The following is an 8454-nucleotide window of genomic DNA, read 5'->3' as shown; positions in this document are numbered from 1 at the left end:
CAGGCCCGCGACGATGCCCGACGCGATGAAACAAAGCTGCTTCATCGCCCCCATGACGGCGAAGTTTCCATTTCCGGCCCCGGGCCGGGCGCTGTGATACCCCCATGCCCGCCAAAGATTTATACAGGGCGGAGGCAGCATCCAGGCCGACGCCCCCGCCAGCCACAGAAGCCCCAGCACAAAACGCAGCGGCGTCATTTCGCCGTCCTCTTGTCTTCAATCGTTGTCGCCCAATTCCCGACATGCGCACCCATCGGCCTCTCGCCTCCATGATATGAGGATCCCCCGGCTATCAGAATCGCTTTTCTTCGCGTCCTTCCGGTCTCCCCCAAAGGCCGCGACAGCTTTGTCGAGACATCGGCCGCGTTATTCCCCGCACATCAACCACATTCTCATGATGTCCTTCGTCTCGAACCGCCATGGTGCCGCACCCGAGGCTCAACGCGTCCCAACACGGCTTCCCCGGCCTACGCCCCGTCGGTCAGTCCCAGCTCGGCGCAGGCCCTCAGGATCCCTCCCGCATCGATGTCGTCCGTCACGAGGTCGGCCGCGGCCTTGACCGCGTCCGGGGCGCCCCCCACCGCGACCCCGACGGACGCGCCGCGCAGCATCTCCGCATCGTTGGCCCCGTCGCCGAACGCGACGACGTCGCCGGGAGCGAACCCGAGACAGCGCGCGGCCTCCAGGATGCCCCTCCACTTCGAGGTCCCGGCCGGACGCGCCTCGATGAAATGCTGCGTGCGGTCGAGCACGACGCCCTCGATCGGCTCCCGGAAGAGCGGGGAGGCGGACGGATCGGGCGAGAAGGAGTACATCAGGAACGCCCGGCGCAGCTCCGCCACGGGCCGGATGCAGGGGTATCCCGCCTGCCCGTCGAGGTAGTCCCTGACGGCCTCGTCCTCGTCGTCCATGTAGACGCAGCGGTCGTCGAGCGCCGCGGAACGGACGAACCCCTCCGACACCGTCCCGCGCAGGCGGCGGAGCGCCCCTTCGGGGAGCCATACCGCGCTCAGGACCTCCGTGCCGTTCAGGATGTGGGCGCCGCAGCAGCAGACGAGGAGCCCGATGCCCAGCTCTTCGGCCACCCCGCGGGCCAGAAAGGCTCCCCGGGCCGTCGCGATGGCCGGGACGTGCCCGTTCCGCCGCAGCAGCTCCACGGCCCTGCGCGTGGCGTCGGGGATATGGCCGGTTCCCCCCGCGTAGCTTACCAGGGTGCCGTCGATATCGAAGAACACGTACCTGCGCCCCATGCCCTCACCCCTTCATCCGAACGGGGATCCCCGCCCAGACCCGGTCGACGGTCTCCGCCTCCCGCGCCAGGAACTGGTACAGAAACCCCGTCTCGTCCCGCCAGCGCCGCTCGAACGGGTCCATGGGGACGATGCCGCCCCCGATCTCGTCGCCGATCAGGACGCACCGCCTCAGGTGCTCCATGCGCGCCTCGAAAAACGCCCGCACGTCGGAGCCACGCAGCAGCAGGGTACGGACGCCGTCCTGAAGGTTGATCACGACCGCCGCGTCCGTCATGGACTCGGGCTCGTCGCGGCTCAGGTCGCAGAGGGCGGCGAAGGGCCCGTAGAGCGACTCCGCATAGGCCCGCTTGCCCATAAACCTTCCGCCAAGGATCAGATGCATCCCCCTCACCTCATAACCACCAGGGCCAGGAGCATCGCCGTCTCCGAGAGCTCCGCGAACGCGCCCAGCAGGTCCCCCGTAATCCCGCCGAACCCCCTCGTGCAGCAGCGCTCCCAAAGCAGCAGGACGGCGAGCCAGACGGCGGGGAGGACCAGCGCGCGCACGCCCTCGAGCCCCGCGAGGGCCGCCGCGAACGCCCCAGCTCCGAGGATGAGGACAGCGGTGTGGCGCGGCGTCCTCGCCGTACCCAGCGCACGGGCCAGCCCGTCGTCCCTGGCGAACGGAAGCGCGTTCAGCAGCAGGCCAAGCCCCAGGCGCGACCAGACGGGGATCGCGGCCAGGAGGAGCAGCGGCGTCCCACCCCCCGGGCGGGCGAAGAGCTCCGCAAAGACGGCGCTCTGCAGGAGCGAGACGGCGACGCAGCCCGTCACGGCGAACGCGCCGGAATGGGGGTCCGACAGGATTCTCAGGCGCGTCTCCCGGTCCCTGCGGGAGAAGATAGCGTCGCAGGAATCCATGAGTCCGTCCCTGTGGAGCCCCCCCGTGACGGCAAGGACGACAAGCCCCATGAGGACGCCCCTCAGGAGGGGCGTCACGTCCCAGCACGACAAAAGGAGGAAGGCCGCAAGCCACGCCGCGGCGAGCACAAACCCCACTAGGGGAAGCGCGAGGCTGAAAAAACGCGTGTTCCGCTCCGTCCAGTCCGGCCTCGGCACGGGCAGTACCGTCAGAAAGGAGCAGGCGATCAGAAAAGACCGTATCATATCGATGATCCGCGCCTCCTTCTTCTTGCTCATTACGCAGGGGCGCTGCCCCTGCACCCCGCAAGGGGACAGCGCCCCCTTGACCCCATACGAAAAAACGGATAACGTCATTGTACACGTGAAACTTAAAATAAAATTAGGACCTGCTGGAAAAAGTGGGGTCAAAATAAGGAGGAACGCTGACAGCAAGATGTTCGTCTTCGTCTCGGGAGCGGTACGCAGCGGAAAGAGCGAGTGGGCCGAGCGGGCCGCGATGGCGCTCTCCCCGTCGGGACCGCGCGTCTACCTGGCCACGGCGCGCGTCCTCGACGACGAGATGCGCCGCCGCGTCGAGCTCCACCAAACGGCGCGGCAGGGGCGCGGCTTCTCGACGCTCGAGCGCCCCCGGGACCTGGAGGGCGTCCTTCCCTCGCTGCCGCGGGACGCGACGGTCCTGCTGGAGTGTCTGGGCAACTGGACGGCCAACGAGCTCTTCGGCGAGGACGGAGACATCGTGGACGCGGAGAGGACCGTCGGGAAGATCCACAGCACGGCCCTGATGCTGCGGGACCGCACGGCCAACCTGCTGATCGTGTCGAACGACGCGTTCTGCGACGGCATACGCCACGAAGCGGGGACCGACGCCTACCTCCGCGTCCTGGGTGCGCTCCACGTCCTCCTGGCGAAGGAGGCCGACGCCGCCGTGGAATGCGCCTTCGGGCTTCCCAGGCTGGTCAGGGGCGCCATGCCGGGAATTTTGCCGGGGGCCTTGTCGGGGATCTGAGGGAAAGGCCGCGCGCGGCATTACGTTATAATGTTGGCGTAACGGCGGAGGAGGCCGGCTGAAGAAGCGCGGGAGATTTTTGCCTGCAGATGTTCTGCATTTTTTCCTTGGCAAGGCATGCGTTTTTGTTTTAATCAGCGCTTCCGTTTGGGACTCCATGGACTCGAGCGATTCAATCGCTGTTTTTCCGGGAAGGGGCTCAAGTTCCTGATGATGCGTATCCTTCAAATAAAAATGATCTGCGGCGGCACCCCCCCGGAGGAACGGACCCTCGACCTCTCCGGCTCCGGGGTCCTTTCCTCCGGGGCGTTCGGAAGCGGGGCGGCGCTGCTCGAAGCGCTCTGCCTCGCCCTGTATGGGCGCGGCGTCCCCCGCCCCGTGGGGACCCCCTCCCCGCTCGACGGCGAGGAAGGGGAAAAAGAGGAATGTGAGGTCGAGGCCGTCTTCGAGGCCGGGGATGAGGGGGGCCGCCCTGTCCGATACCGGGCTGCCTGTACCCTGAGCCGCGGCGGGGAGGGGGTCGTGCCCGCACGGAGGACCCTCCGCCGGATCGAGGAGGGGACGAAGGAGCGGGACGCGTCCGAGCCGATCGAGGAGGTCACGGGGCTCTCCTTCGAGGCGTTTCTGCGTTCGGCCCTGCTGAGGCGGGACGCTTTTTCCGCCCTCCTGAGGACGGAGCCCGAGACCCGCGCCCCGATGCTGGACGTCCTGTTCGGGGACGGTCTTTACCCCCGCACCGAGTCCCTGGCCTACGAAAAGTTCAGGGCGGAAAAAGCGGAGCGGACAGCCCGGGGCGAGGCCCAGAGCCCAACCCCGGCGGCAGGGGAAACGGAGGACCTGAGGCGTGAGCTGTCCTCGGTCCTGCGGGAACTGGCCGACAGGGGAAGGGAACGGCCGCGGAGCGTCTCGGCCCCCTCCGAGGGGGAGGGGCTCGCGCAAGCGGAGCGGGACCTCCAGGACCTGGACCGGAGAAGGGCGGAGTGGGAGAAGGAGATGGCGCTCTTCGCCCCGGACCGGCGACGGCTGGACCAGGCCCGCCAGGCCCTGGAGCTTGGAGATGCCTACCATACGCTCTCCCTGATGCGCAAGGAACAGGAACGGGACAGGCTGGAGCAGCTGAGCCTCAGCGCCGACATGAACCGCTGCCGCGATGAGGCGCAGACCGCCGAGGAGGCGTTCTGCCTGGCGGAGGTGACCCTCCGGGACCGCATCGTCGCGCAAAAAAGGCTGACGGATACGGTGCGGACGGTCCGGGAGCTGGATCAGCAGAGCCAGGAACGCCAGAACGCCGTCAAGGAGGCACGCGCGCAGCTCCAGGCCCTGGAGACGAGGCTGAGCGCCGTCTCCGTGCGGGCGGAACAGGAGCAGGCCGCACTGGAGAAGACCGGGGTCTCGCTCCGGGAGGCGCGCAAGTACCTTCAGATCAACGCGGCCGACGAGAAGCTCGCCCCTGCCCTCGAGGGCATACGCAAGTGCTTCGGCCTGTTCTCCCGCTCGCAGGAGAACCGTCAGGCGCTGAGGGAGAGCTACGACAACGCCCTGCGGAGACGGCAGGACGCCCAGAACACGCTGAACGACAGGCAGGCGATGTTCTCGGACATCACGCATCGGTTCGGAATCGTCGAGAAGAACTTCGAGAGGGCCCAGGCGTTTTTCGGGGCGAGCCTGAAGGGGAAGCCCATGGAGGAATGGCGCGAGATCTGCACCGTGGGCGAACGGCGCATTCAGGAGATGGACCGACTGGCGGCGAACCTGAACCGGGAGCGCGAGATTCAGGAGGAGGTGCGTCAGCTCCTGGACCGCCGTTTGAAGATGGAGAACGAGCGCAGGGAGCTGGGCATCAAGGAGACCGAGCGGGCCGCGCGGATCGAGAGGGCGCAGGCGGCCCTGCGGCTGCTTGAAAAGCGCCTGGAGATGCTGCGGCGCGTGGACGCGCTGGACGAGGACATGCGCACCTTTCTTCAGGATGGGTCCCCCTGTCCTCTCTGCGGCTCCCTGACCCACCCCTATGCGGGGGGGCTCTTTCCGGACTCGGGCGCGGCGCGGCAGCAGCTTCTCGACGCGAGGCAGGAGCTCGATGCGCTGAAGGAGGAGGCCGCGGCCCGCCAGACCCAGGCTGCGGGGCTCGAGGAGAAAATCCTGTCCGCCGCCCGGGACGAGGAGGAGCTTCAGAGGGAGCTCGCCCTGCTGAACGACGCGATAACCGAAGGGGTCGCCTCGCTGGGACTGAAGCTCGGCGTCGGCGTCTCGCCCCTCGAGGAGCTGGCGCGCGTCCGCCAGAGGACCAGGGACCAGATGCAGAGGGCCTACGACGTCCTGACGGCCGCGGAACAGGCCGAGCGGGAGCTGATGGCCGCCAAGGACGCGCTGGAGCGCATCCGGGGCAGTCAGGAGGAGCTGACGCGCTACCATCAGGAGGCGCTCTCCGGCCTCAAGCAGAGCCAGGGGGAGGCCGAGCGCCTGGAGAAGGAGATCCGGAGCCACGAGGAGTCCTTCAACAGCGTGCGCAGGGAGCTCATCGGCCAGGTCTCCCTCTTCGGCTACAAAACCCTTCCGGACGACAACCCCGGTCAGCTCCTGGATCTTCTGACCACGCGCTCCGCCGCATGGGAGCGGAGGGCGGAGGAAAAGGAGAGGCTGGAGCGGGCCCTTTGTACGGAGCAGGCCTCCCTTCTGGCCCTTCAGAAGGAAAAGGACGGGCTCAGGGCCGAGGCCGTGGGCAAGCTGGATCTCGTCAAACACCTCGAGACGGAAAGGGACGCCCTGCAGCAGCAGCGCATCGTCCTCTTCGCCTCGAAGGACCCGGAGACCGAGGAGCGCCGCATGGAGGAGTCCGTCAGGGAGCTACGCAGCCAGCTGGATCTGCGCCGGGAGGCCCGCAACGAGAGCCGCGCCCGCCTGGACGGGATCATGATCCGCCTGCACGATCTGGAGACGGTGCAGGCGACGAGGCGGGAGCTGCTTCAGCGGGAGGAGATCGCCTTCGGCAAGAGCCTGCTCGCCAAGGGGTTCCGCAGCGAGGACGATTACCTCTCCGCGTGTCTGCCGGAGGAGAAGCGCAGGACGCTTCAGGAGCGCATGAGGGAACTGTCGAGGGCCGGCTTCGAGATCGGCGCCTCTCAGGACGACGCCCGGTTCGCGCAGGAGGAGCTCCGCAGCCGTTCCCTGTCCGCAGCCGGGAGGCCGCTCAAGGGGCTCGCCGATCTGATGGAGCGGGCCGGGGCCCTTTATCTGGAGCTGGGTCCGGACGACGAGGGAGAGAGGCTCTATCGGGAATACGGGGACGCCCTGCGTCGGCGCGTCCCTGCGGACGCCGCCGGCCGGGTGGAACCGGACGCCGCGCTGCGGGCCTATGCGCGGGACCTCGCCTTCGAGTCCGTCCTGAGGCGTGCCAACGACCTCCTGTCGAGGGGACAAATCTCGCTCCGCATCCTTCGGGAGGAAAAGGGGGCGGGGAAGCCCTTCGGGCTCATCCTGAAGGGGGACGCGGCGGGGGAACTCCCGGAGCGTGAGGCGCGCATCGCGTCCCTGGCGCTGGCCTGGGGGCTGTGCGACCTGTTCCGCCGGGAGGGCGGAGGGGCGAACCTCAGGGTCCTGGACCGTCATCCGAACGGAGAGGATGCGGAGGAGGCCGCCCTTATGGGCGCCCTGTGCGAGGAGGGGGAATGCGTGTGCCCGTAAAGCCGATGCCGAACGCCCCCTCCCCGGAGAATCCGATGGGGAGAGAGGCGGAAAGAGCGGAGGTGGGACGGCAGGGGTTCGATGCCGTCCTGGACAACCTGGAGTTCTTTCTGACGCGGCTCAGGGGATTGTCCTGCTGCAGGTCCGTCGACCTTCCGGGGGGCGGGTTCTGCCTCTTCACGGGGTCCGACTCGGCCTCGGAGAACTGGGTTTTTCGCCGCGGCGCACCCCCGGACGAGGAGGCGGTCCATGCGGCGCTTCGCTTCTTTGGGGAGTGCGCGACCGGGGAGGGTGCGGCCCCCTTCATCTGGCCCCTTCCCGAGGGCGGCGGGGTCCTCCCGCGGTTCGGGCTTCCGGAGAGGGGACGTCTTCTGGCCATGAGCCGCGGGTGCGCCGGGCCCTCGGACGCACCCGCCGATGGCGGGGTCCCGGAGGCCTCGTTCGTCCCGGTTTTGGACGAGGCGGGCGCCGAGCGCTGGGCCGAGACCATGTGGCAGGGCTTCGGCGCCGGGCCCGGCGCACCCGGAAACCTGCACGTCCTGGTCCGCGGGATGCGGGCCGACGGAACCCTGACGCTCGTGACGGCCCGCATCGAGGGGCAGGACGCGGGGACCTTTCTCCTGGCCTCGGACCCCTCCTCGCCCGCTGCCGGCGTCTATTACTTTGCGGTACCGCCGCGGTATCGGCGGCGCGGCGTGGCGACCGCCATGATGGCGGAGATCCTGAGGATCGTCCGCCGCGGGGGGAAGCGGCAAGTCCTGCTCCAGGCGACGCCCTCGGGCGTCCCCTTCTACCTTGCCGCCGGGTTCGGAGCGCTGGGGGAAATCCCCCTGTTCTCCGCCGGCGACGACGTATTCTGACGCTTCCGGCGCGGCGTCCGCCCGGCGCTCAGTCCGGGAACTTCACGCGGCCGGGGGCGTCAAACCCGGTGACAACGACGGCCTCGCGGATGCGGATCTCGTAGACGTCCAGGGCGTCGCCGATCGCCTCGAGCGCCTCCTCGAACCCCGGAACCTGTTCCAGAAACAGCGCCTTCATATCGCCGATCGACCTCCCGCTCCTGCGGACCGTCGCGTCGCGGGTGCGGACGTGCGCCGTGCCGTCCCTGGGGATGGTCGTGAACGCAATCCTGTCGTTGGACGCAAATTCCGCCACCTTGTCGTTGGAGCGATCCGTGGAGAAATAGATCGCACCCGGGCACTTCGGGTCCTGGCAGAAGTTGACGATCCTCACGTTGGGGACCCCGCCCACCGAGGTCGCCAGGGCGATCTCGGTCGCGGCGCTCAGTATCCGCCCGTACTCCGTCCTCCAGTTTTTGTCCATTTCGTTCCTCCTCGTTTTGGCATCCGCCCTCGGGATGATTTCAATTTCAAACCGTTTGCAGGCCAGGCGAACGAAGACGACGAAGTCTGCGAACGATTTGAAATCGGAACCATTCTACGGCGCGCCGTTGACAGGGGTATGTCAGCAATTACAATGGGCCCGAGAGGGGGTGCGAACATGAAGATGGACCGGCTGGTCGCTATCGTCATGCTGCTGCTCGAACGCAGAAGGGTGAGCGCGAAGTCGCTTGCCGGGATGTTCGAGGTCTCGCTGCGGACGATCTACAGG

Annotated in this window: 8 protein-coding genes; 3 read left to right on the top strand and 5 right to left on the bottom strand. The window is 67.9% G+C overall.

The window, feature by feature from the left end; genetic code table 11:
* The 4 genes from ABLA28_RS09140 to cobS form a co-directional block, all read right to left on the bottom strand.
* Positions 1-198 (bottom strand): hypothetical protein (locus tag ABLA28_RS09140; RefSeq protein ID WP_347713403.1); only part of this gene is annotated, 198 nt, incomplete at its 3' end.
* A gap of 269 nt (positions 199-467) precedes the next feature.
* The gene (locus ABLA28_RS09135) at positions 468-1250 is read right to left on the bottom strand and encodes an HAD family hydrolase (protein WP_347713402.1); all 783 of its coding nucleotides are present in this window, start codon (positions 1248-1250) and stop codon (positions 468-470) included.
* A 4-nt stretch (positions 1251-1254) separates the two neighbouring features.
* On the bottom strand, positions 1255-1635 hold the full coding sequence (locus tag ABLA28_RS09130; protein WP_347713401.1) for a bifunctional adenosylcobinamide kinase/adenosylcobinamide-phosphate guanylyltransferase: 381 nt from the start codon (positions 1633-1635) through the stop codon (positions 1255-1257).
* A gap of 5 nt (positions 1636-1640) precedes the next feature.
* On the bottom strand, positions 1641-2432 hold the full coding sequence (gene cobS, locus ABLA28_RS09125; protein WP_347713400.1) for an adenosylcobinamide-GDP ribazoletransferase: 792 nt from the start codon (positions 2430-2432) through the stop codon (positions 1641-1643).
* A gap of 157 nt (positions 2433-2589) precedes the next feature.
* On the opposite strand from cobS, the gene ABLA28_RS09120 reads away from it, so the two are divergent.
* From ABLA28_RS09120 to ABLA28_RS09110, 3 genes are all read left to right on the top strand, one after another.
* Positions 2590-3162 carry a bifunctional adenosylcobinamide kinase/adenosylcobinamide-phosphate guanylyltransferase gene (locus tag ABLA28_RS09120; protein ID WP_347713399.1) on the top strand — a complete coding sequence of 191 codons (573 nt, stop codon included), beginning with the start codon at positions 2590-2592 and terminating at the stop codon, positions 3160-3162.
* A gap of 210 nt (positions 3163-3372) precedes the next feature.
* On the top strand, positions 3373-6843 hold the full coding sequence (locus tag ABLA28_RS09115) for a hypothetical protein (RefSeq protein WP_347713398.1): 3471 nt from the start codon (positions 3373-3375) through the stop codon (positions 6841-6843).
* On the top strand, positions 6834-7703 hold the full coding sequence (locus ABLA28_RS09110) for a GNAT family N-acetyltransferase (protein ID WP_347713397.1): 870 nt from the start codon (positions 6834-6836) through the stop codon (positions 7701-7703). Before ABLA28_RS09115 ends, ABLA28_RS09110 begins: the two co-directional genes overlap by 10 nt.
* A 28-nt stretch (positions 7704-7731) precedes the next feature.
* Here the strand turns inward: ABLA28_RS09110 and ABLA28_RS09105 are convergent, their stop codons facing one another.
* Positions 7732-8166 (bottom strand): pyridoxamine 5'-phosphate oxidase family protein, encoded by a 435-nt coding sequence (locus tag ABLA28_RS09105; RefSeq protein ID WP_299301365.1) that lies wholly within the window; start codon positions 8164-8166, stop codon positions 7732-7734.
* Positions 8167-8454: the final 288 nt, after the last annotated feature.

Source organism: uncultured Fretibacterium sp. (genome assembly GCF_963544685.1).
In the GTDB taxonomy this organism is placed as follows: domain Bacteria; phylum Synergistota; class Synergistia; order Synergistales; family Aminobacteriaceae; genus CAJPSE01.
Note: the sequence above shows the minus strand (reverse complement) of the source record. Positions and strands in the feature narration are given on the sequence as shown.

Excerpts from the sequence above, each read along its gene's own strand:
- ABLA28_RS09135 (WP_347713402.1), bottom strand. The coding sequence starts at position 1,250 with ATGGGGCGCAGGTACGTGTTCTTCGATATCGACGGCACCCTGGTAAGC.
- cobS (WP_347713400.1), bottom strand. The coding sequence starts at position 2,432 with ATGAGCAAGAAGAAGGAGGCGCGGATCATCGATATGATACGGTCTTTT.
- ABLA28_RS09120 (WP_347713399.1), top strand. The coding sequence starts at position 2,590 with ATGTTCGTCTTCGTCTCGGGAGCGGTACGCAGCGGAAAGAGCGAGTGG.
- ABLA28_RS09105 (WP_299301365.1), bottom strand. The coding sequence starts at position 8,166 with ATGGACAAAAACTGGAGGACGGAGTACGGGCGGATACTGAGCGCCGCG.
- ABLA28_RS09130 (WP_347713401.1), bottom strand. The coding sequence starts at position 1,635 with ATGCATCTGATCCTTGGCGGAAGGTTTATGGGCAAGCGGGCCTATGCG.
- ABLA28_RS09115 (WP_347713398.1), top strand. The coding sequence starts at position 3,373 with ATGATGCGTATCCTTCAAATAAAAATGATCTGCGGCGGCACCCCCCCG.